Origin of the sequence: Streptomyces sp. NPDC019224 (genome assembly GCF_040632605.1) — a bacterium.
Classification (GTDB): domain Bacteria; phylum Actinomycetota; class Actinomycetes; order Streptomycetales; family Streptomycetaceae; genus Streptomyces.
In genome coordinates, this window is the sequence record NZ_JBEYCF010000029.1 from 71269 (window position 1) to 92798 (window position 21530).

16 protein-coding genes, 2 pseudogenes and 1 riboswitch are annotated in these 21530 nt (G+C 71.0%); of the genes and pseudogenes, 4 read left to right on the forward strand and 14 right to left on the reverse strand.

What is annotated here, in order from left to right:
- Positions 1-8: 8 nt before the first annotated feature.
- From ABZ564_RS19885 to ribD, 4 genes are read right to left on the reverse strand one after another with little or no spacing between them, the layout of a single operon-like run.
- Positions 9-1307 carry a bifunctional 3,4-dihydroxy-2-butanone-4-phosphate synthase/GTP cyclohydrolase II gene (locus tag ABZ564_RS19885; RefSeq protein ID WP_360857860.1) on the reverse strand — a complete coding sequence of 433 codons (1299 nt, stop codon included), beginning with the start codon at positions 1305-1307 and terminating at the stop codon, positions 9-11.
- Positions 1304-1948 (reverse strand): nicotinamide mononucleotide transporter family protein, encoded by a 645-nt coding sequence (locus ABZ564_RS19890; protein WP_360857863.1) that lies wholly within the window; start codon positions 1946-1948, stop codon positions 1304-1306. Before ABZ564_RS19890 ends, ABZ564_RS19885 begins: the two co-directional genes overlap by 4 nt.
- Positions 1945-2562 (reverse strand): riboflavin synthase, encoded by a 618-nt coding sequence (locus ABZ564_RS19895; protein WP_360857866.1) that lies wholly within the window; start codon positions 2560-2562, stop codon positions 1945-1947. The genes ABZ564_RS19890 and ABZ564_RS19895 overlap by 4 nt, the downstream gene beginning before the upstream one ends.
- Positions 2563-3663, reverse strand: coding sequence for a bifunctional diaminohydroxyphosphoribosylaminopyrimidine deaminase/5-amino-6-(5-phosphoribosylamino)uracil reductase RibD (gene ribD, locus ABZ564_RS19900; RefSeq protein WP_360857868.1), 1101 nt, complete (start codon positions 3661-3663; stop codon positions 2563-2565).
- A 157-nt stretch (positions 3664-3820) separates the two neighbouring features.
- Positions 3821-3951, reverse strand: a riboswitch (FMN riboswitch).
- Between the two features lie 277 nt (positions 3952-4228).
- Here ribD and ABZ564_RS19905 point away from each other — a divergent pair.
- Positions 4229-6574 (forward strand): chitinase C-terminal domain-containing protein, encoded by a 2346-nt coding sequence (locus ABZ564_RS19905; RefSeq protein ID WP_360857871.1) that lies wholly within the window; start codon positions 4229-4231, stop codon positions 6572-6574.
- 160 nt (positions 6575-6734) lie between these two features.
- Here the strand turns inward: ABZ564_RS19905 and ABZ564_RS19910 are convergent, their stop codons facing one another.
- On the reverse strand, positions 6735-7931 hold the full coding sequence (locus ABZ564_RS19910; protein WP_360857874.1) for an ROK family transcriptional regulator: 1197 nt from the start codon (positions 7929-7931) through the stop codon (positions 6735-6737).
- A 120-nt stretch (positions 7932-8051) separates the two neighbouring features.
- Between ABZ564_RS19910 and ABZ564_RS19915 the strand changes: the two genes are divergently transcribed.
- Entirely contained in the window at positions 8052-9278 is a 1227-nt protein-coding gene (locus ABZ564_RS19915) for an MFS transporter (protein WP_360857877.1), read from the forward strand.
- Between the two features lie 184 nt (positions 9279-9462).
- Here the strand turns inward: ABZ564_RS19915 and ABZ564_RS19920 are convergent.
- From ABZ564_RS19920 to ABZ564_RS19940, 5 genes and pseudogenes are all read right to left on the reverse strand, one after another.
- Positions 9463-9552: pseudogene (locus tag ABZ564_RS19920) on the reverse strand (transposase); the annotation flags it as partial.
- 21 nt (positions 9553-9573) lie between these two features.
- Positions 9574-10152 (reverse strand): DNA starvation/stationary phase protection protein, encoded by a 579-nt coding sequence (locus ABZ564_RS19925; RefSeq protein WP_360857879.1) that lies wholly within the window; start codon positions 10150-10152, stop codon positions 9574-9576.
- Between the two features lie 159 nt (positions 10153-10311).
- Positions 10312-11166 (reverse strand): alpha/beta hydrolase, encoded by an 855-nt coding sequence (locus tag ABZ564_RS19930; protein WP_360857882.1) that lies wholly within the window; start codon positions 11164-11166, stop codon positions 10312-10314.
- Positions 11167-11269: 103 nt separating this feature from the next.
- Positions 11270-11995: an alpha/beta hydrolase gene (locus ABZ564_RS19935; protein WP_360857884.1), complete on the reverse strand. Its 726-nt coding sequence runs from the start codon at positions 11993-11995 to the stop codon at positions 11270-11272.
- Positions 11996-12976: 981 nt separating this feature from the next.
- Positions 12977-14371, reverse strand: a complete 1395-nt coding sequence (locus tag ABZ564_RS19940; protein ID WP_360857887.1) for a solute carrier family 23 protein — start codon at positions 14369-14371, stop codon at positions 12977-12979.
- 53 nt (positions 14372-14424) lie between these two features.
- Between ABZ564_RS19940 and ABZ564_RS19945 the strand changes: the two are divergent.
- Positions 14425-15242 (forward strand): annotated as a pseudogene (locus ABZ564_RS19945) (solute carrier family 23 protein).
- A 21-nt stretch (positions 15243-15263) separates the two neighbouring features.
- On the opposite strand, the gene ABZ564_RS19950 reads toward ABZ564_RS19945, so the two are convergent.
- The 4 genes from ABZ564_RS19950 to ABZ564_RS19965 form a co-directional block, all read right to left on the reverse strand.
- Positions 15264-16964 carry an NAD(P)/FAD-dependent oxidoreductase gene (locus tag ABZ564_RS19950; RefSeq protein WP_360857889.1) on the reverse strand — a complete coding sequence of 567 codons (1701 nt, stop codon included), beginning with the start codon at positions 16962-16964 and terminating at the stop codon, positions 15264-15266.
- 50 nt (positions 16965-17014) lie between these two features.
- Positions 17015-17815, reverse strand: coding sequence for a carbon-nitrogen hydrolase family protein (locus tag ABZ564_RS19955; protein ID WP_360857892.1), 801 nt, complete (start codon positions 17813-17815; stop codon positions 17015-17017).
- Positions 17816-18041: 226 nt separating this feature from the next.
- Entirely contained in the window at positions 18042-18485 is a 444-nt protein-coding gene (locus ABZ564_RS19960) for an Lrp/AsnC family transcriptional regulator (protein ID WP_161208500.1), read from the reverse strand.
- Positions 18486-18618: 133 nt separating this feature from the next.
- Positions 18619-20085 carry a GuaB1 family IMP dehydrogenase-related protein gene (locus ABZ564_RS19965; protein ID WP_360857895.1) on the reverse strand — a complete coding sequence of 489 codons (1467 nt, stop codon included), beginning with the start codon at positions 20083-20085 and terminating at the stop codon, positions 18619-18621.
- 306 nt (positions 20086-20391) lie between these two features.
- Between ABZ564_RS19965 and ABZ564_RS19970 the strand changes: the two genes are divergently transcribed.
- Positions 20392-21414 (forward strand): terpene cyclase, encoded by a 1023-nt coding sequence (locus tag ABZ564_RS19970; RefSeq protein WP_360857898.1) that lies wholly within the window; start codon positions 20392-20394, stop codon positions 21412-21414.
- Positions 21415-21530: the final 116 nt, after the last annotated feature.

Genomic DNA, 21530 nt, shown 5'->3' on the forward strand with positions numbered 1-21530 from the left:
GGTGACTGCTACTGGTTGCCGCAGGTCGACGCGGTGGCGGCGTCGAGCCAGGGCAGGTCGTGTCCCATGCGGTCGCGCTTGGTGCGCAGGTACCGCAGGTTGTGCTCGCCGGCCTGGACGGGCATCGGCTCGCGGCCGGTCACGGTCAGGCCGTGCCGGGTGATCGCGGCGGTCTTCTCCGGGTTGTTCGTCATCAGGCGCAGGCTGCGCACGCCGAGGTCCTCGAGGATCCGGGCGCCGGCCGCGTAGTCGCGGGCGTCGGCGGGCAGGCCGAGCTCCAGGTTGGCGTCGAGCGTGTCGGCCCCCCGTTCCTGGAGTTCGTACGCGCGCAGCTTGGAGAGCAGGCCGATGCCGCGGCCCTCGTGGCCGCGCAGATAGACGACGACGCCGCGGCCCTCTTCGGTGATGCGGCGCATGGAGGCGTGCAGCTGGGGGCCGCAGTCACAGCGCTCGGAAGCGAAGATGTCGCCGGTCAGGCACTCGGAGTGGACCCGGACCAGGACGTCGTCGCCGTCCCCGATACCGCCGTGGACCAGCGCGACGTGCTCGACGCCGTCCACGGTGGAGCGGTAGCCGTACGCGGTGAACGCGCCGAAGCGGGTCGGGAGGCGGACCTCGGCCTCGCGGCGGACGGTGGGCTCGCTGGTGCGGCGGTAGGCGATCAGGTCCTCGATGGAGATGATCGTGAGGCCGTGCTTGCGGGCGAACGGCACCAGCTGGGGCAGGCGCAGCATGACGCCGTCCTCGCCCGCGATCTCGACGATCGCCCCGGCGGGCCGGAGTCCGGCGAGCCGGGCGAGATCGACGGCGGCCTCGGTGTGGCCGTTGCGCACGAGCACCCCGCCGGAGCGGGCGCGCAGCGGGAAGACGTGGCCGGGGCGCACGAAGTCGCCGGGGCCGGCCGTGCCGCCGGCCAGCAGGCGGAGCGTGGTGGCGCGGTCGGCGGCGGAGATGCCGGTGGACACGCCGTGGGCGGCGGAGGCGTCGACGGAGACGGTGAACGCGGTCTTCATCGACTCGGTGTTGCGGCCGACCATCTGGGGCAGTTCGAGCCGCTCCAGCTCGTCGCTCTCCATGGGCGCGCAGATCAGGCCGCGGCACTCGCTCATCATGAAGGCGATGATCTCGGGGGTGGCCTTCTCGGCGGCGATGACGAGGTCGCCCTCGTTCTCCCGGTCCTCGTCGTCGACGACCACGACGGGCCGGCCCGCGGCGATGTCGCGGACGGCCTGCTCGACGGGGTCGAGGGCGAGGTCCTCGGCGGGCGCTTCGTGATCCCGGGGCAGCCAGGCGGGCTGGGCACTCATACCGTGGCTCCTTCCAGAGCGGGTGTCCGCGTACGCAGCCACCAGTCGCGCATGCCCCACAGGACGAGGGCCCCGTAGACGACGTAGATCAGGCCGGAGAAGGCGAGGCCGCTGTGGAAGTTCAGGGGGACGCCGACCAGGTCGACCAGCAGCCAGGCGAACCAGAACTCGACCATGCCGCGGGCCTGGGCGAGCATCGCGACCAGGGTGCCGGCGAAGATGTAGGCGTCCGCCCACGGGCTCCAGGAGAGCGAGGGGAAGGCGGTGAACAGGGCCCCCACCGCGAGGGTGCCGACGGCGGCGCCGCCGAGCAGGTAGCCGCGCTCGCGCCAGGTGGCGAACCGTACGGCGATGGAGCCGTCCTGGGCCTGCCGCCTGCCGCGGGTCCACTGCTGCCAGCCCCACACAGCCACCGCGATCACGATGAGCTGCTTGCCGACGCTGCCCGCCTGGTGGACGGAGACGTTGGCGGCGACCAGCACGAGGCCGGACAGGAGCTGGGCGGGCCAGGTCCAGATCGAGCGGAGCCAGCCCAGGGCCAGGGCGAGCAGGCCGATCGTGTTGCCGATCATGTCGGACCAGATGATGTGCTGGTCGAGGACGGTGAACGCCTCGGAGTTCAGCCAGTGCAGGGCGCTCACTTCGGGTCCTCCCCGGTCTCCGGCGCGGCGTTGCCGAGCAGCCGCTCCACGTACTTCGCGATGACGTCCACTTCGAGGTTGACCGGGTCCCCGGGCCCCTTGATGCCGAGCGTGGTCAGCGCCAGGGTGGTGGGGATGAGGCTGATGGTGAAGTAGTCGGGTCCGGCGTCCACCACGGTCAGGCTGACGCCGTCGACGGTGATCGAGCCCTTCTCGACCACGTACCGGGTGAGGGCGGCCGGGAGCGAGATCTTCACGACCTCCCAGTTCTCGGAGGGCCGGCGCTCCAGGATGCGGCCGGTGCCGTCGACGTGGCCCTGGACGATGTGTCCGCCGAGCCGTCCGCCGAGCGCCATGGGGCGTTCGAGGTTGACGCGGGAGCCGGTCGTGAGGGCGCCGAGGCTGGAGCGGTTCAGCGTCTCGGCCATCACATCGGCGGTGAACTCGTGCTCGCCGAGGTCCACGACGGTCAGGCAGACGCCGTTCACGGCGATCGAGTCCCCGTGCTTGGCGCCTTCGGTGACGAGGGGGCCTCGCAGACGGAAGCGGGAGGCGTCGTCGAGCCGCTCGACGGCGGTGACCTCACCCAGTTCTTCGACAATTCCGGTGAACACTCAGTTTTCCTTCCGGGCGGGGCCGGGAACGGCGGTGACGCGCAGATCGGGGCCGATGCGGACGGTCTCCGTCACATCGAGGCGCAACGCCTCGGCGAGGGTGGGGATTCCGGCGTCGGCGAGGGCGGCGGGGCCCGCGCCGAGGAGGACGGGGGCGAGATAGCCGACGACCTTGTCGACGAGTCCCGCGGCGACGAAGGCGCCGGCCAGGACCGGGCCGCCTTCGAGGAGTACGGAGCGCACGCCGCGCTCGTGGAGGGCGGCGAGCAGGGCGGTCAGGTCGAGGCCCGGTCCGGCGGCCGCGCGGGGCAGGCGCAGGACGGCCTCGTCGGGCAGGTGGCGGGTGTCGGCGTCGTCGGCGACCGCGATCAGGGTGGGTGCGGAGGCGTCGAGAACCCGGGCGCCGGGCCGTACGGCGGTGGCGCGGGTGTCGACGACGACGCGCAGGGGCTGGACGGCGCCGTCGAGGCCGCGCACCCCGAGCTGGGGGTCGTCGGCGCGTGCGGTGCCGGCGCCGACGAGCACCGCGTCGGCCTCGGCGCGCAGCCGGTGGACGTCGGCGCGGGACTCGGCGGAGCTGATCCAGCGGCTGGTGGCGTCGGCGGCGGCCACCCGGCCGTCCAGGCTCGCCGCGTACTTCCAGGTGACGTGCGGGCGGCCCCGCCGGACCGAGGTGAGCCAGGCGGTGTTGCCCGCCTCGGCCTCGTCGGCGAGGAGGCCCGCCTCGGCCCGGACGCCGGCGGCGCGGAGGGTCTCGGCGCCGCCGGTGGCCTGGGGGTTGGGGTCGCCGACCGCGTACACGACGCGGGCGATTCCGGCCTCGATGAGCGCCTGGGCACAGGGGCCGGTGCGGCCGGTGTGGTTGCAGGGTTCGAGGGTGACGTAGGCGGTCCCGCCGCGGGCCCGGTCGCCGGCCGCGCGCAGGGCGTGGATCTCGGCGTGCGGGCCGCCGGCGCGCTGGTGGAAGCCCTCGCCGGCGGTCTGTCCGGCGGCGTCGAGGACGACGCATCCGACGACCGGGTTGGGGCTGGTGGAGCCGAGGCCGCGGGCGGCGAGCGCGATGGCTCGGCGCATGGCGGTGATGTCGGCTGCGGTGTCCACCGGGTCCTCCTGCCTCTTCGGGCACGGACTCCGGGGCCTGTCGATGACGACAGAAGGAACGGGAACGCACGACAGGGACGCCGGATGCCGGAAAACACGGATGGTCCGGTTGCCCGGAGTCCACCCGCCGACGGCGGCGTACCCGCGAAACGGCCCGCCGCGCACTGCCTCCCATCCGGACTTTAACCGTCGGTCCAGGAATCCCACCTGGTCAACCGGCCGCTGGATGCGGACGGGTCGCGGACTATAACCGCCGGTTCGGAATTGCACCGACCCCGGAGTGCGCTGCTACTGGTACCCGATCAGTGTGCCACGAGCGGGCATGAGCCAAACGGGTGAACGCTGTGGAGTGGCTCACAGACAGCCCGTGACAGCGTCTCTTTTCGGACACCCGCACAGGAAAGAACCGCGCTTGGTCCAGACCTATTGACGCACTGGTCTAGTCCTCTTAATCTCTGCGTCACCTCCGAGGAGCGGTTCCGCGGCGTGCGCACGCCGGGGACCAGGCACGACCCACCCCCCTTTGTCAGTTGTGTTCTGCCGACCTCCCCAGGAGGAACCGAACGTGCTGTCCCCCACCCGTGCGAGAGCCTCGCTCCTCGCCGCCGGCGCCGGCATCGCCGTGCTGCTGCTCGGCTCGCTCGCCGCCACCCCCTCGCAAGCCGCCGACCAGGAGTCCTGCCGCCCCGACGGGCTCTACGAGACGCCCGGCGTCGCCGTCCCCTACTGCTCCGTGTACGACTCCGACGGCCGGGAGAGGATGGGCGCCGACCACCCGCGGCGCGTCATCGGATACTTCACCAACTGGCGGACCGGCAAGGACGGCAAGCCCGCCTACCTCGCCTCCGACATCCCCTGGGACAAGGTCACCCACCTCAACTACGCCTTCGCCCACGTCGACGGATCGAACAAGCTCTCCGTCGGCGCGGACGGGCCGGAAAACGCCTCCACCGGCATGACCTGGCCGGGCGTCAAGGGCGCCGAGATGGACCCGGAACTCCCCTACAAGGGCCATTTCAACCTGCTCAACAAGTTCAAGAAGCAGTACCCGAACGTGAAGACGATGGTCTCGGTCGGCGGCTGGGCCGAGACCGGCGGCTACTTCGACGACAGCGGCGCGCGGGTCGGCTCCGGCGGCTTCTACTCGATGGCCACCAACGCCGACGGCTCGGTCAACCAGGCCGGGATCGACACCTTCGCGGACTCGGCGGTCGCCTTCGTCAAGAAGTACGGCTTCAACGGCGTCGACATCGACTACGAGTACCCGACCACCATGAAGGACGCCGGGAACCCGCTCGACTGGACGCTCTCCAACGCCCGCCGGGCCGGCCTGGTCAAGGGCTACGCCGCGCTGATGAAGACCCTGCGCGAGAAGCTGGACCGGGCGTCCGCCGCCGACGGCACCCACTACCTGCTCAGCGTCGCCGCCCCCTCGTCGGGATACCTGCTCCGCGGCATGGAGACCTTCCAGGTCCAGAAGTACCTGGACTACGTCAACATCATGTCGTACGACCTGCACGGCGCCTGGAACGAGTACGTCGGACCCAACGCCGCGCTGTTCGACGACGGCAAGGACGCGGAGCTCGCCCAGGCGAGCGTCTACTCGACCTCGCAGTACGGCGGGACCGGCTACCTCAACACCGACTGGGCCTACCACTACTTCCGCGGTTCCATGCCGTCCGGCCGTATCAACATCGGCCTGCCGTACTACACCCGCGGCTTCAAGAACGTGCAGGGCGGCACCAACGGCCTGTGGGGCAGGGCGGCTTCCACCGACTGCCCGGCCGGGGCGGGGCTGACCAAGTGCGGTGACGGTGCCGTCGGCATCGACAACCTCTGGCACGACCAGGACGCCGACGGCAAGGAGGCGCCCGCCGGCTCCAACCCGATGTGGCACGCCAAGAACCTGGAGAAGGGGATCGTCGGCGACTACGTGACGGACTACGGGTTCCCCGCGGACACGAAGCTGACCGGCACCTACGTCCGCAACTACGACTCCACGCTGGTCGCGCCGTGGCTGTGGAACGCCGAGAAGAAGGTCTTCCTCTCCACCGAGGACGAGCAGTCCGTGCGGGCCAAGGCGGACTACGTGGCCGACAAGGGCATCGGCGGCACGATGATCTGGGAGCTGGCCGGCGACTACGGCTGGAACGCGGCCGAGGGGCAGTACGAGCCCGGCTCCACGCTCACCTCGACGATGTACGACACCTTCAGGAACGCCGCGCCGTACGGGGCGAAGCGCTCCACCGTCGACCTGCCGGCGCAGGCGCTGGACATCGACGTGTCCTTCGGCCAGTTCCCGCTGGGCGACTCCAACTACCCGATCAGCCCCAAGCTGACGATCACCAACCACACGAGGGCGACGCTGCCCGGCGGCACGGAGTTCCAGTTCGACTACTCCACCTCGGCGCCCGCCAACGCCAAGGACCAGTCGGGCTTCGGCACCACGATCGTGCGCAGCGACCACACGGCCGCGAACAACGTCGGCGGGCTGAAGGGCGACTACAACCGCGTCTCCCTGAAGCTGCCGTCCTGGCAGAGCCTGGCGCCCGGCGCGTCGGTCCAGGTCGACTTCGTGTACTACCTGCCGACGTCCACGCCGTCCAACTGGACCGTGACCTTCGGCGGCAGGTCCTACGCCCTCGCGGCGGACCTGGCCCGCGGCACGACGGTCGTCGAGCCGGACACGGGCTCGACGCCGGCGCCCGGCCCGTCCGGCTCCACGGGGCCGAGCCCGGACCCGTCGGGCGGGGCGTGCACGGCGCCGGCCTGGAGCGCGAGCGCCGAGTACGGCACGGGTACGACGGTCAGCCACGGCTCGCACCGGTGGAAGGCCAAGTGGTGGACGAAGGGCGAGACGCCCGGGTCCACCGGTGAGTGGGGCGTCTGGCAGGACCTGGGCGCCTGCTGATCCCTCGGTCGGGTCCGGGGCGGGGCGCCTTGCGCCCCGCCCCGGACCCGACCACCCGGCGAGGGCGGCGCGTCCGTCGCCTCGAGCCCGTCCGGCGATCGGGGCCGGAACCGGCTCGCCCGGTACGGGGCAGGTCGCGAAGGCCCCGCGCCCCGGCGGCTCAAGCGCCGCCGACGCTCGCCCCCGCCGGGGCGAACAGCGCGTCCTGGGCCGCCTCGCGCGCCGCGAGCAGCGCTCCCCGGCGGACCGCCGTGCCGCCCAGCAGGGCCGCCCGCACCCCGGTGCGCAGCGGGGACATCGCGGCCAGCCGCTCCTCGACGCGCGCCGCCAGCGCGGCGCCCCCCGCGTGGCCCACCTCGCCGGAGAGCATGACGAGGCCCGGGTCGAGGACCGAGACCACCGCGGCGGCGCCCAGCGCGATCCGGTCGGCGAGGGCGTCCAGGAAGCCCTCGCCGTCGCCCTCCCCCGCGAGCGCCGCCCGCACGGCGGCCGCCGCGCCGGGCTCCTGGCCCGCCACCGTGACGGCGATGCCGTGTCCGGCGGCCAGTTCACAGAGCGCCGCGGAGCCGGCCAGGGAGTGGAAGCCCCCGTCGCAGTTGACGGCCGAGGGCGTGGCGGCCGTGCCCGGGACCGGCATGAAGCCGATCTCGCCCGCGCCGCCCGAGGCCCCGCGGCGCAGTTTCCCGTCGAGCATCACCGCCGCCCCCACCCCGTGGCCGAGCCAGAACAGGACGAACGTGTCGTGGTCGCGGGCCGCGCCGACGCGGTGCTCGGCGACGGCGGCGAGGTTCGTCTCGTTCTCGACGAGCACCGTCGCCGGCAGCCGCTCCTGGAGTGCCCGGACCAGGCTGCGGTGCCAGGAGGGCAGGCCGGTGCTGTCCCGCAGCTCTCCCGTGACGGGGTCGATCAGCCCCGGCGCGCCGATGCCGACGCTGTGCAGGGGAGCACTCCCCGCGCTGCGGGCGGTGGTCGCCAGCAGCGCGACGGCCTGCTCGACGGCGTCGTCCCCCTCGGTCTCACTGCCGATCGGCAGCGTCGCCTCGGCCAGCGTCGCGCCCAGCAGATCGGCGACGACGACGGCGACGCTGTCGGTGCGTACGTCCAGCCCGGCCAGCAGGGCGCGGTCCGCGACGATGCCGTAGAGCCGGGCGTTGGGCCCCCGCCGGTCGGCCCCGGTCTCGCCGACCACATGGATCAGGCCCGCGTCCTGGAGCCGGTCGACGAGGTCGGCGACGGTGGGCCGGGAGAGCCCGGTGAGTGTCTTCAACTGCGTGGCCGTCAGGGGACCGTCCTGCTGGAGGAGCCGCAGGGCCAGCCGGTCGTTGATGGCCCGGGCGGTGCTCGGTGATGCGGGCATGTCGGGATCCTTCCAGATCACCGCCGGGGCGAAGTCATGGGCGGTCTATTTATCAGGCAGGGTTCCTGATAGTTTACTGGCCGCATCGCGGAGAAGGACTTCAGGGGAGGGCACGGCGGCATGACAACGGAATCCACGGCTACGGTCTTCGGCACCGGCGAGGTGCGGCGGGCCAGGTACGCCGTCGCGACGGTCTTCGCCGTGCACGGGGCGGTGACCGGCAGCTTCGCGACGCGGGTCCCCTGGATCCAGGATCACGCGGGCGTCAGCGCCGGTCAGCTCGGCATCGCGCTCGCGTTCCCCGCGATCGGTGCCTCGGTGGCGATGCCGCTGGCCGGCGCGGTGAGCCACCGCTTCGGCGCCCGGACCGCCCTGCGCGGGCTGCTGGCCCTGTGGACGCTGGCACTGATCCTGCCCTCGCTGGCGCCCAACCTGCTCACGCTGTGCGCGGCCCTGTTCGTGTACGGGGCGTCGGCCGGCATGTCCGACGTGGCGATGAACGCGCTCGGGGTCGAGGTGGAGAACCGCCTCGACAAGTCGATCATGTCGGGGCTGCACGGCATGTGGAGCGTGGGCGCCCTGGTCGGGTCGGCCGCGGGCACGGTGGCGGCGCATGTGGGGGCGGACGCCCGGCTGCATCACCTCGTCGCCGCCCTCACCCTCACCGCGCTGGGCCTGGCCGCCTGCCGGTGGGTGCTCGACCTGCGCAGCGAGCCGGACGAGGAGCCGCCGCCGCGGTTCGCGCTGCCGCCGAAGTCGGCCCTGATCATCGGCGCGGTGGGCTTCTGCGCGGTGTTCGCCGAGGGGGCCAGCCTCGACTGGTCGGCGGTCTACCTCCGCGACACGCTGGACAGCTCGGCCGGTCTCGCGGCGGCGTCCACCACCGCGTTCGCGCTGACGATGGCGGTCGCCCGGATCGCCGGCGACCGGGTCGTCGACCGCTTCGGCGCGGTGCGCACCGTACGGGCCGGCGGAGTCCTGGCCACGGCCGGCGGGGTCCTGGTGGTCCTCGCCCCGCACGTGGCCCTCGCGATGTGCGGCTTCGGGCTGATGGGGCTCGGCATCGCCGTGGTGGTCCCGCTCGCCTTCGCGGCGGCCGGGCGCAGCGGGCCCAAGCCGGCCCAGGCCATCGCGGGCGTCGCGACGATCACGTACACCTCCGGCCTCATCGCCCCGTCGGCGATCGGTTCGCTGGCCGAGGCGACCTCACTGGTCGTGTCGTTCGGCCTGGTGTCGGTGCTGGCGTTCGGCCTGGTGCTGGGGGCGGGGGTGCTGCGGGCCGGGGACCGCAAGCCGACGGCCGGCGGCGCGGTCCGGGACATACCGGCGGCCGAGCCCCGCCCCTGACCCCGCCCGACGACCTGCAGCGCGCCGCCGCTACAGGTCCGACGCCGAACTCCGTCCACGCGCAGTCCTGGGCGTCCGCGCCCGTGCGTCCGGCCTGGTCAGGCCCCGCCGCCGCACCACCCGTCCGGCCGGGCCGGGTTCGGCCACCGGCTCCGGAGATCCCCGTCCCCGAGGTCCCCTCGCCGACGCCCAGAGCCCTGGCGGCCTGCGCGATCGGCTTCCCCGTCTCCCTCACGATCCGTACCGCACCCTCACGGAACTCAGGACCGTACTTCCGGCGCTTCTCCGCGTCCGCTCAGACGCGTACCAGAGGGGTGTCGACCAAGTGCTCGGCGAGGAACCACGCCTGGAGTTCACCGGTCCGGATGATCTGCGACACGAGCAGGTCGTCAGTGCCGTCGTCGCCCAGTTCGTTGACGCGGGCGGCAGCGTCATGAGCCTCGACGAGGATCGTCTCGTGGGCCTCCAACAGACGGGAGAGCATCGCCGGTACCTCCTCGACGCCGTCCGGGGGCCGCGGGATCGACGAGATCTCGGCAACGTGCCGGGGGTCGCCCACCGCGACGCCCCCCAGCGACTGCACGCGCTCGGCGAGGGTGTCGATCAGCTCAAGCTGCTCTCCGGCATGCTTGTCCAGCAGCAGGTGAAGCTGGTAGAAGGTCGCACCGCGCATCAGCCAGTGGCTCTTCTTGTACAGGCCGTACAGGATCGAGGTGTCCGCCAGGCACTTGTTGAGCCGCTGGCAGGAATACATTCGGGCGTCGTGGGACAGGCCAATCGGATACTGCCTGACTGTCCCGAACTCCTGTATCAGAGAACCCTTCTGATGCAGCTTCGGCTGACTTCCGAGCGTGTGGTTCGTGAGGGTGGTCATGGTTCGCCTCCTGTGGGCGCCGATGTGGTCTGCAAGCCGGGTTCGCCCGGCGAATGGCACGAGAAAGCACGTGTGGGTGACGTGGCCGGTACGGGAGAGCCCCATCAGGGCGCCGTCGCCCCTGTGCTGACCGCAGTCCGCGGTCCGGCCGGTGCGCGGTCAGTGACCGGCGGCGACGGCGCGCGCTGCCTTGTCGAGCAGATCGGCGACGGCGCGCGGGGAACTTGTCGCGACCGCGTGCGGTGCGTGCACGGTGACCGTGTGCGCCTTGGCGCGCGCGGCCATCCAGCGCTGCGCCTTCGGCGGGATGTTCCGGTCCTCGGTGGCGATGAGGTACCACACGGGCAGCGTCTTCCAGGCCGCCGCGGTGGCCGGCTCGTTCAGGGCCGCCACGGTGATCGGGCGCTGGCCGACGGCCATCGTCCGGGCGGTCGTCTCGGCGACGCCGGCCGCGAACTGCTGGGGAAAGAGGTCCTGTCCGATGACCAGTTCATCGCCGACGCCGCCACCGGGCAGCGGGTACTTCTGGACAACTGTGGTCCTGGCGAGCGAACTGCCCGGGAACTTGTCGCTCAGCGCGGCCGCGCTCTCGCCGACGTCCGGGACGAAGGCCGCGACATAGACCAGCCCCTTGACCTGGGCGGAACCGACTGCCGCCCGGCTGATGACGGAACCGCCGTAGGAGTGTCCCGCGAGCAGGACCGGGCCCTCGATACCGTCCAGGACGCTGCGCACGTAGGCGGCGTCACCGGAGACGCTGCGCAGTGGATTCGGCGGAACCACGACACGATGGCCCAGGCGCTGAAGCCGCTGCACCACGGGGGTCCAGCTGGAAGCGTCGACGAAGGCGCCGTGCACCAGCACGATGGTGGGGAGTTGCTTCTTGGGCGCGAGTTCCTCGGTGGCGGCCGCCGTATCCCGTGGAGCCGCGTGCGCGATGCCGGTGGCGCCGAGAGTGGCCGCACCGGCCACTGCGGACAGGGTCATGGTGCGCCGTGAGATCGATGTTCTCATCGTTGTCCTTCTGCTCGGAGTGGCTCGCCCGCGACTTCTGCGGGCGAGCCGTGGGCGCGGCCCCTGGGCCGTGCCGGAAGAGAACCGGCGGAGTTCCGGCGAACTACTTGGAGGTGGCCTCGATGGCTTTCTCGATGAAGGCGACGACCTTCTTGGGGTGCGCGAGCATGACCAGGTGCGAGGAGTCGACCTCGATGGTGGTCATGCCGGCACGTTCGTAGCCGAAACGCTCCACATCGGGGTTGATCGTGTGGTCCGAGGACGACACCAGGCCGAAGGACGGCTTCGTCTTCCACGCCGCGGCCGGAGCGACGTCCGCGAAAGCCTGGGCGGCCAGCGGCCGCTGCGAGACCGCCAGGACCTTCGCGAGCTCCGGATCCACGTCCGCCGCGAAGATCGCCGGGAACTTGTCGGTCTCCACCGACACGTCCGTACCCGGAGTCTCGGAACCCTCAACCGGGAAGGGCTTGTACACCAGTGCCGCCGCCAGGGCCGAATCCGGGAACCGGCCCTGCAGTTCGCCCAGGCTCTCGCCGACCTCCAGCGCGTAACCCGACAGGTAGACCAACGCCTCGACGTTCTCCTCCATGCCGGCCACCGTGATCACCGCACCACCGTAGGAGTGGCCCACCAGCACCACCGGGCCGTCGATCTGACGGACCACCGAGGCCACGTACCCGGCATCCCCGATCAGACTGCGATTGGGAACAGCCGGAGCGACGACCTTCAGTCCCCTCTTGAGCAACTCGGGGATGACAGCGGAATAGCTGGATGCGTCCGCGAACGCACCGTGCACCAGGACAACGGTCGGCTTCTCTGTACGCGACATGATGGGGCTCGTTTCTCTCTGGTCAGTGAAATCGGTCGAACACGGGGACTCGGAGCCGACCCATGGGTCCAGCACCTTCCGGACCTCGCATCGGAGCGGACGGAAACCGCTCTGGTCCCGTGACGGGGCATGGCAATGGGTGGGCACGTCCCCGCTCCGCGGCCCCGGGCCGCTTTCGGCACCGGGTCCTTTCAGGCGAAAGGCGCGGATATGCCTGCGAATATATCCATCGCGCCCGGGCGGGACTTGCCTCTCAGCGCCTCAGGATTTATCCGTGAGCGCTACGACTGCCACGCTCGCTGGAGCGACGTAGCGAGCGCATCCGGGACGGAAGCCATGACTGCCATCGCTCACGTACCGGGGAGCAGGGACAGCCTGAAGTGACCCCTCAGGTCCCGACACCTCCGTTTTATGTCGCGAGGTCCAGCCGTTGACGGCAGCGGATCCTCGCCTGGTACGGCGTGATGCAGCCGATGGTCGAGCCACACCCAGGTGTCCGTCACCGTCTCCAGGAGCGGGCGGCACACGAGTCCCGCTGCCTGCGCCCGCGTCGAGTCGATCTTCCAGAAACCTGCCTGAGTGCGCCACAGCGGCGGCTCCGTCCACTGCTCAGGTCGCGGTCCAGGAGCAGCTTGTCCGGCGTCCAGGCCGGTTGCGCGTCGCCGCCTGCGGCTAAGGGCTGTCCCGTCATCCTGGCGGGACAGCCCTTGGGGCCGCGACAGCCAGGGTTCGCCAAGTACGAGAAACTTCATGGCCGTGATCCCTGCCCGAAGGCAGGGATCACGGCCAGTACTTCTCACTCGCTGTCTGCAAGAAGACCGAGGGCGGCGCCCATGGTCCACCTCCGCGTCCGCGGGGTGTTCCGCCCGCCCGGCATATCGTGCTCCCCGCAGGGGAGTCCTCCCCGCCGACGCGGGGGTGCCGCACTCGGCCGGCGCCACCACCCGCACCTGCGGATACGCGCCCGCCGGGTCTCTCCCGTCAGCCGGCTTTCCCGCTTCCCGGCTCCGGGTCGTCGTAACGCGTCGTCCCCGCGTCAAGGAGCCCGCCCTGCGACGTGCCCGCCGCCTTCGAGAGCCAGCGGAGCGTGTGGTAGCCGGTCACCACCACGAGTGTGCCGAGCGCGATGCCGCTGAGCTCGAAGTTGTCGGTGATCGTCAGCGTCACGCCGCCAATGCCGACGATGACGCCGGCGGCGGCCGGGATCAGGTTCAGCGGCTGACTGAAGTCCACTTTGTTGCGCACCCAGATCTGGGCGCCGAGCAGGCCGATCATGCCGTACAGGATGACGGTGATACCGCCCAGCACTCCGCCCGGGATCGCGGCGACGAACGCACCGAACTTCGGGCACAGGCCGAACAGCAGGGCGACGAACGCGGCACACATGTAGGCGGCGGTCGAGTACACGCGCGTGGCGGCCATGACGCCGATGTTCTCAGCGTACGTGGTGGTGGCGGGGCCACCGGCGACCGTGGAGACCATGGTCGCCGCACCGTCCGCCGCGATGGCGGTGCCGAGCTTGTCGTCCAACGGGTCACCGGTCATCTCGCCGACCGCTTTGACGTGCCCGGCGTTCTCGGCGACCAAGGCGATCAGCACAGGCAGGGCCACGATGATCGCCGACGCGCTGAACGAAGGCGCGTGCGTGTCGGGGAAGCCGACCCAGGCGGCCTCCTTGACGGCCGTCAGATCCAGGCGCCAGTGGTCCACGACCTTGCCGCTGCCGTCGAGGGAGTGGATCCTGCCCAGGGCGAGATCGAGGATCCAGGAGAGCAGATACCCGAAGACCAGGCCGAGGAAGATGGCGATCCGGGACCAGAAGCCACGAAGGACGACCAGGGCAAGGCCCGTGAAGAGCATCGTGGCGAGTGCCGTCCACTGGTCCTGCGGCCAGTAGGTTCCCGCCGTCACCGGGGCCAGGTTGAAGCCGATCAGCATGACGACGGCGCCCGTCACCGTCGGCGGCAACACCGCGTGGATGACCTTGGCACCCAGACGCTGGACCACGAGTCCGACCACGGCCAGGGCGAGGCCCACCACGAACAAGGCGCCGGTGAGCTCCGCCGGCCCACCACCCTGGCTGCCGATGACAGCGGCGACGCCGACGAAGGAGAGCGACGAACCCAGGTAACTGGGAACTCGCCCCTGCGTGAGGACGAGGAACAACAGGGTCGCGACACCCGAGGCCATCAGACCGAGGCTGGGGTCGAGCCCCATGAGCACCGGGGCGACAAAACAGGCGCCGATCATCGAGACGACGTGCTGCGCCCCCAGCCCGATCGTCCGGGTCCAGGTGAGCCGCTCGTTCGGCCGGACGACCTCACCTGGTCCCAGGGTCCTGCCGTCTCCATGCAGCTTCCATCCAAAACCGGACATTTATACTCTCCGTTCCATACTTACCGAACGAAAAAGTACAAGATGGACAGTCAATCGTTCACATCGACCCGAGGGCGGCCGTCACTCGGATTACCGTCCGCGCGAACCGGCCCTCTCTTCGGAGGACTCCTGGGGTCACGCCCAAGATCGCACGCGGGTTCGTTCGCGCTCTGATTCAGTGATGCGAACGGGTTGCGACCCTCGTCTCGCCGGTCTTGACGGGTCTCGACCCGAACCTGGCGATCATGATCTCGGGTATCGCGACGGCCGTCTTCCTGCCGGCCACGCGCGGGCAGGTGGCGAGCTGTCCGGGCTGCTCGCTCTCGTTCGTCGGTGTCGCCGCGACGATCCGGGCGCGCGGTGGTCACCGGCGCGGTGTTCCTGGTCGGCGTGGTGCTCTTCCTGGCCGGCCTCGCGGTGCAGTGGTTCGGCACTGAGGGCCGCGACCCGCGTGCACTCCACCGCCGCCTACTGGGCCGCCGCCTGCTTCGCCCTGCTGTTCGGTCTCTGCCCGAAGTCCGGCGCGGTCGTGGCGGCCATCCCGGGCGGGGTGCTCGGCGGCATCACCGTCATCCTGTACGGCATGATCGGCCTGCTCGGCGCCCAGATCTGGCTGAACGTCAAGGTCGGCCCGCGCAACCCGCTCAATCCGCTACCGGCCGCCGCGGGCATCATCCTCGGCGTCGGCGGCGGCAGCCTGACGATCACGGACGACTTCGAGCCGAGCGGCATCGCCCTCGGCACCCTCGTCGTGATCACCGGCTACCACGTGCTGCGCGCCTTCGCCCCCGCGCACCTCAGGACCCGGGAGCCGCTGCTCGACTCGGGCACGTCCGCGTACGACGAGAAGCCGCCGGCCTCGGGCTCCTGACCGGGCCGGCCGTAAGCGCCCTCAGTCCTCCGGCAGTTCCACCGGCGCCAGCTCGTCGAAGCGGTCGCCCGGGCCGGGGTTGGTCGCGTCGGTCGCGCCGCCGAAGTGGGTCATGACGCCCCATACGGCGTTGAGCGCGGTCTGCACGGCCCCCTCGGCCCAGCCGGCCGTCCAGGAGATGTCGTCACCGGCCAGGAACAGGCCCCGCTTGTCGGCGGGCAGCCGGTCCTGCATGAAGTGGGTGAACAGGCGCCGCTGGTAGCGGTAGTGGCCGGGCAGGTTGGCCTTGAACGCGCCCATGAACCAGGGCTCGTTCTCCCAGGAGACGGTGACCGGGTTGCCGGTGATGTGGCCGCGGATGTCGACGTTCGGGTAGATCTCGCCGAGCGACTTCAGCATGACGTCCATGCGCTCGGTCGCCGAGAGCGGCAGCCACTTCAGGCTGTCGTCGCACCAGGTGTACGAGAGACAGATGCTGGCCGGCCGGTCCGGTCCGTCGTCCAGGAGGTACGTGCCCCGGGTCATCCGGTCGGTCAGCGTCATCGACATCGTGTCGCGGCCGGTGGTCTCGTCCTTGTCCAGCCAGAACGGCCGGTCGACCGGCACGAACAGTTTGGACGACTCCATGTAGTGGGTGCGCTCCATCGCCGTCCAGTGGTCGATCGGGAAGAGCGCGTCGTCGCAGGCGATCTTGGAGAGCAGCAGCCAGGACTGGCCGGTGAAGACGGCCGCGCGGTAGGTGCGGATGTCACCGGAGGCGTCGGTGACGGTGATCCGGTTGCCGGCCGTGCGGTTGAGCCGGGTGACGGCGCCGCGCGGCTCGCCCCCGTGGAGCGAGGCCAGCGAGGTGCCGAGCGGCCAGTGCACGATCTTCTGCGGTTCGCGTGCCCACAGGCGCAGCGGGAGCTGCTGGCTGCCGCCGACGATGGAGCGGTGGTGGTCGTCCGCCTCGCTGTAGACGACGCGCAGGATCTCCAGGATGGAGTTGGGGAAATCGGTGTCCCAGCCGCCGGTCCCGAAGCCGACCTGCCCGAAGATCTCGCGGTGCCGGAAGGACTTGAAGGCGTCGGAGTCGCAGAGGAAGCCGTAGAAGGTCTGGTTGTCCAGCTTCTCGACGAGCCGCGACCAGATCTCCCTGATCCGTGGGACGTCGCGTTCGCGCATCGCCCGGTTCATGCCGGAGAAGTCGGCGCCCTCCTCCAGGCAGGCGTTCCAGGCGTCCATCACATCGCGGTAGACCTGCGGGAGTTCGTCGATGCTCCTGGCGTAGTGCGACTCGCCCTTGAGGTCGACGACGGTGGAGGGGGTGGCCGGGCAGAGCGGGTTGGGGAACGGCTTCGTCTCCAGGCCGACGAGGTCGATGTAGTGCTGGAGCGCGGTCGAGGAGGGCGGGAAGCGCATCGCGCCCATCTCGGCGGTGAGCGGTTCGCCGTCCGTGGCGCAGCCCTCGAACTCGACGGTGCGCAGCCGTCCGCCGATGCGGTCCGCCTCGTAGACGACCGGCCGCAGGCCCATCTTCATCAGCTCGTACGCGGTGATGATGCCGGAGAGCCCGCCGCCGATGACGGCCACCTCGGTGCCGTGCTCGGTGGCCGGTATCTGGCCGAGGCCCGCCGGGTGGGCGAGGAAGTCGTCGTACGCGTAGGGGAAGTCCGGCCCGAACATGGTGATCGGCGGGGCCGTTTCCTCGGTGTGCTGGACGGCGGGGGGCACGGCGGTCATGGGGTTCGGACTCCTTGCGGGAAAGCGAAGACGTGAGGAAGCGGGCAGGCTCAGACGAGGGAGCCGTACAAACCGGGGCGGCGGTCGCGGAGATACGGGTTGGCGGCCCGGGAGTCCGCGAGCAGGGCGGGGTCGACATCGGCGGTGACCAGTTCCTCGCCGCGCCCCGCGCGGGCGCGGACCGTGCCGTCGGGTCCGGCCAGGCAGCTCAGCCCGGTGAAGTCGAACGGGCCTTCCGGGCCGGTCCGGTTGACGTAGGCGATGTACAGCTGGTTCTCGAAGGCGCGGACCGGGACGACGGATTCGGCGACGAACGAGAAGGGGTGCATCAGCGCGGTCGGGACCAGTAGCAGGTCGGTGCCGGCCAGGGCGTGCGCCCGGACGTTCTCCGGGAACTCGACGTCGTAGCAGGTCAGCAGGCCGATGCGGAGCCCGTCCAGCTCGGCCTGGACCACGGGCTGGTCGCCGGGGGTGAACCAGCGCTGTTCGAAGTCGCCGAAGAGATGGGTCTTGCGGTAGCGGGCGAGCGCGGTCCCGTCGGGGCCGATGAGCTGCGCGGAGTTGTACAGGGTGTCGCCGTCGCGCTCCGGGTAGCCGTAGTGGACGGCGATCCGGTGCCGTACGGCGATCTCCGCGACGGCGCGGGCGGCGGGCCCGTCGGCGGTCTCGGCCAGCCGGGGTACGTCGTCGCCGATGGCGTACCCGGTCAGATACAGCTCGGGGCAGACCAGCAGCCGGGCACCGGTGGCGGCGGCGCGGCGCGCGGCGTCCGCCAGCAGCTCGACGGAGCCGGCGGCCGAGCCGGGGCGGCCGGAGCTCTGGAGCAGGGCGGTGCGCAACGGCGACGGCATGGCTGACCTCGGAACACGGGCGGGACGGGGGACGTGAAGACGGTACGTTCCGCCGTTCGCCCCGGACAAGACGCGACCGTTGCGCACCGACCGTCGATCCGTTGCGCGACTCGCACGGCACGCGACGATTCGTTGCGCCGTCCCGGCCCGTGCCGCCACCCCAGCCCGTCCGGCGTGTGAGGACGGAACCGATGCCGGAGGACCCGGCCCACCCGGCGGACGGCCGCTACCCCGGATACCGCCGCAACAGCGGCGAAAGCACCAGCACCGACTTGGTCCGCTCCACGTACGGCTCGCCCGCGATCCGCTCCAGGACCTGTTCAAAGTGGCGCATGTCCGCCGCGAAGACCTGGACGAGCGCGTCCGCGTCGCCGGTGACCGTGGACGCGGAGGCGACCTCGGGGTAACGGGCGAGCCCCTGCTTGATCGACTCCGGGGAGGTGTTGCGGCTGCAGTAGATCTCGATGTACCCCTCGGTCTCCCAGCCCAGCGCCGCGGGGTCGACCCGCACGGTGAACCCGGTGATGGCGCCCTCGGCGCGCAGCCGGTCCACGCGGCGTTTCACGGCGGGCGCGGACAGGCCGATGATCGAGCCGATGTCGGCGTAGGAGCGGCGGGCGTCCTCGGCCAGGGCGTGGACGATGCGTTCGTCGAGGTCGTTCAGTCGCACGTCGTACGGGTCACTTCTCTGCGGGGCGCGGGCGGAGCCGGGCATGACGGTGCCGGGGGCGGCGTGGGCCGCCCCCGGCAGTAGACCACGGGTCAGGGCTTCCGGCGGATCACCGCAGGACAGGCCCGTACGTCTAGCTCCAGCTGGCGTGCAGCGGCTTGCCCTCCGCGTAGCCGGCGGCGCTCTGCACCCCGACGACGGCCTTCTCGGCGAACTCGGCGAGGGAGGCGGCACCCGCGTAGGTGCAGGAGGAGCGGACGCCCGCGATGATCGAGTCGACCAGGTCCTCGACGCCGGGGCGCGCCGGGTCCAGGAACATCCGCGAGGTGGAGATGCCCTCCTCGAAGAGCGCCTTGCGGGCGCGGTCGTACGCGGACTCGTCGGAGGTCCGGTTCTTCACGGCGCGCGCGGACGCCATGCCGAAGGACTCCTTGTAGAAGCGGCCGTCGGCGGTCTGCTGGAGGTCGCCCGGGGACTCGTAGGTGCCGGCGAACCAGGAGCCGATCATCACGTTGGACGCGCCGGCCGCGAGCGCCATGGCGACGTCGCGCGGGTGGCGGACCCCGCCGTCGGCCCAGACGTGCTTGCCGTACTTCTTCGCCTCGGCGGCGCACTCCAGCACGGCGGAGAACTGGGGCCGGCCCACACCGGTCATCATGCGCGTGGTGCACATGGCGCCGGGTCCGACACCGACCTTGATGATGTCGGCACCGGCCTCGATGAGATCGCGCACGCCTTCGGCGGCGACGATGTTGCCCGCCACGATCGGTACCTGCGGGTCCAGCGCCCGGACCGCGCGCACGGCGCTGATCATGGACTCCTGGTGGCCGTGGGCGGTGTCCACGACGAGCGTGTCGACCCCGGCGTCGAGGAGCTGCTTGGCCTTGCCCGCCACATCGCCGTTGATGCCGACGGCGGCGGCGATCCGCAGCTTGCCGGCCGCGTCGGTGGCCGGGGTGTAGAGCGTGGCGCGCAGGGCGCCCTTGCGGGTGAGGATGCCGACGAGCCGGCCGTCCGCGTCGACCGCGGGGGCGAGCTTGCGGTTGGCGCCGTCGAGCTTGTTGAAGGCGTCACGCGGGTCGATGTCCGCGTCCAGCAGGACCAGGTCCTTGGACATGACCTCGGAGAGCTGGGTGAAGCGGTCCACGCCGGTCAGGTCGTGGTCGGTGACCACGCCGACGGGCCGGCGCTCGCCGTCGACGACGACCCCGGCGCCGTGCGCGCGCTTGTGCAGCAGGGACAGCGCGTCGGCGACCGTCTGGCCGGGCGACAGCTCGATGGGCGTGTCGAGCACCAGGTGGCGCGTCTTCACCCAGGAGATGACGTCGGTGACGACCTCGATCGGGATGTCCTGCGGGATGACGACGAGGCCGCCGCGGCGGGCGACCGTTTCGGCCATCCGGCGGCCCGCGATCGCGGTCATGTTCGCGACGACCAGCGGGATGGTGGTGCCACTGCCGTCGGGCGAGGCCAGGTCGACGCCCTGGCGCGATCCGACCGCCGACCGGCCCGGGACCATGAAGACGTCGTCGTACGTGAGGTCGTACGGGACCGAGGGGGACTCTGTATAGCGACCGGTGCCGGGCTCAAGAAAACGCATAACACTCATTTTTTCATACGAAATGACGCAGGTCGCTCCCACGAAGACACAGCAAACGACTCCCGCTCTCGTATGTTCCTCCGAAGGAATCGGGGCGGGAGTCCCGGGCAAGTGCAACCTGCCTTGCCCCCAGACCTTACTCGAACAGATTTCAACCATTCCCGATCATCTGCCCTGGACCCGGTGACAGGGGGTCAGGTAGCTTCAAACCCGCAGGTCCCACGGGTCATCACAACGCCCCGGAGGAACGGACGGACCGAGCTCAACTTCCGTCACCCGCACGACCGGAGAGGATCACGACCCGCCGTGGAGAAGGAACTGCCGGACATCTACTGCCCGTTCCCCCAGCGGACGAACCCGCACGTCATCGACGTACGGGAACATCTGGACGCGTGGACCCGCAACACCGGTCTGGTGCACAAGGATTCGGCCAGAGAGCGCTTCGAGCAGGCGGACTTCGGCGCGTTCGTCGGGATGGTCTACCCGACCGCCGACAGGGAGAAGCTGGACCTCGTCGCCGACTGGTTCGTCTGGCTCTTCCTCGTCGACGACCAGCTCGACGACGGCCACCTCGGCCGCAGCCCCGAGCGGGTACGGGACGTCGTCGCCCTGATGCAGGCCGTGATCGAGGGCAGCCGCACCGGCGTCCTGGAGAGCGAGGAGCTGCCCGCCGCGGTGGTCGCCCTCATCGACCTGTGGCAACGCACGATCCCCACCGCCGCGGTGCACTGGCGGCGCCGGTTCGCCTGGCACCTGATGAAGTACCTCACCACGGCCACCACCTGGGAGGCCGGGAACCGCGCGGCGGACGTGGTGCCGTCGGAGGCGCTGTACATAGAGAAGCGCCGCCACACCGGCGCGATCCTGGTCTGCATGGACCTGATAGAGATCGTCGCGGGCATCGAGGCACCCTCGTCGATCCACAACGACCCCCGGTTCATCACCGCGCTGGAGGCGTCCTGCAACCACGTGTGCTGGGCCAATGACGTGTACTCGTACGAGAAGGAGCAGGTGCTCGGCGAGATCCACAACCTCGTCCACCTGGTCCGCCACCACCGCGGTTACGGCAAGCAGCAGGCGCTGGAACACGTCTGCGCGGAGATCGCCACCGAGACGGAGCGCTTCCTGAAGGCGGAGGCCGAGCTGCTGGAGGCCCATCCGCAGCTGGCGCCGATGCTGGAGCTGTACCTCGACGGCATGCGCAGCTGGATGCGCGGGAATCTCGACTGGTCCCGGCAGACGCCCCGCTACAACCCGGCCGACGTCAGCCAGTACGAGAAGCCCGAGCAGTATCTGGAGTCCACGGTGCTGGGCGTCGCCCGGGACTGAGCCCGTCGGGTGTACGGGAGAGGGGCGAGCGGTCGGTGCGCCCGGACGGTCCGTCACCGGGCCGCCCGTCCCCCGACCGGCGGTCGCCGAACCGCGAGCACCGGCCGGGCCGGCCG